We start from the raw sequence: 1507 nt of genomic DNA, 5'->3' as shown, positions 1-1507 counted from the left end.
GCCACCCGCGACGAAGACGCGGTTCTCGACGACCGGTCCCACCAGCGGACGCCCGTCCGGACTGAGCGGGCGCGGGCCAACCCATGTCTCGTCGCGCTCCGCCCAGCGAACCCCGTCGAAGAACTGGCCCGCCGAATCGACGATCCCATCGACAACGCCGGCAGACGCGGGAGCTTCGGGACCACGTAACTCCATCATGCTGGTGACCCGCAGCTTCCCATTCAACGGCGTACACGCCACCCGCACATCCGGCAGATAAATCGGCCCGAATATCGGGCGCTCCACCGGCACCGTGAAGGAATAACCACGCCCGGCCTGCACCGGAACCCGAACCCAGCGGCGTACCAATCCCGGCAGCCATGCACCGGTCGCGATTACCGCCACCTCGGCCGTCAGCGCCGGACCACCATGGGGGTGCACGGCGACGCCGTCCCTGACCGTCTGTACATCGGCGACGTCCATGATCTCCAAGGCCGCACCCCGTTCGACGACCGAGCGGCCCAGCGCCTGCACGAACCGTCCGGGGTCGACGAACCGTTGACCGTCGATGCGGACACCGGCCGTCACCGCGCTCGAGGCCAGCGGCACTTGCTCACGCAAGGGCGCACCGGTCAACTCCGTGGTGGAGCTGGGCTGGCCGGCATCGTGTAACCGCTGCAGTTGTTCCAGCAGGTGTTCGGCCTCCGCCGAAGTGCGGAACAGCGCGGTGATCGGCGCGTCGGTAATCGGCGCGTCAACCCCGTTGGACACCAACACGTCGTAGGCCGCTATGCACTGTTCGTTGAGCGTCAGGTTCGCCCGCACCGCTCGTCGCCATGACGACTCTCGGGAGTTCATCGCGAACCGCAACAAGAATCTCCACAGGACAGGATCGATGCTCGGCGAAATACGCACGGGCGCATCGCGATTCGACAATGACCGCAACGCATATCGCAACGTTCGCGGGTCGTTGAGCGGAATGCTCAGCGCCGGAGCGATCCATCCGGCGTTACCCCAGGAGGCGCCCGCCGCGACACCGGTGCGGTCCACCACCGTCACCGAGATGCCGTGCTCTTGCAGAAACCATGCCGTCGACAACCCGACGATGCCAGCTCCCACCACGATCGCTGATCGCGGTTCAACCATCGCCGAACCTCCCTCAGGCCAGCTCCGACGCGGCCCCTGTCTCCCACGCCTCGGACGCCGACTGGCCCGCTACCCGCGTTTCCGGGGCAAACATCCAGCCCACACCGGCGGCGAGCAGGACGATCCCGCTGATCGCGAACCCCCAGCCGAAGCTAAGGTGCTCGGCGATCTGACCTACCGCCATCGCGCCGACGACAGCACCCAGATCGAGCATCATCTGAAATGTCGCCACCGCGGTACCCGTGCGTGCCACGCTGCCCAGAATGTCGGCGACCGCGGCCTGCTGCGGTGAGGCGAAGACGCCCGAGGTCGCGCCTCCGACGAACGCCGCAACGAGGAACACAGGCACCGACGACGACGCGCCCAACCAGATGGTCGCCAG

The 1507-nt window shown here is 67.1% G+C and carries 2 protein-coding genes; both read right to left on the bottom strand.

Annotated elements, in window-relative coordinates; all coding sequences use genetic code 11:
- A partial coding sequence (locus WBF82_RS09880; RefSeq protein WP_424382861.1) for an NAD(P)/FAD-dependent oxidoreductase occupies positions 1-1125 on the bottom strand: 1125 nt, incomplete at its 3' end.
- Positions 1126-1138: 13 nt separating this feature from the next.
- The coding region (locus WBF82_RS09875; protein WP_424382860.1) for an MFS transporter at positions 1139-1507 on the bottom strand (369 nt) is incomplete at its 5' end.

The organism is Mycobacterium sp. (genome assembly GCF_049673265.1).
Lineage (GTDB): Bacteria > Actinomycetota > Actinomycetes > Mycobacteriales > Mycobacteriaceae > Mycobacterium.
This window is presented reverse-complemented; position numbering and strand designations above follow the sequence as displayed.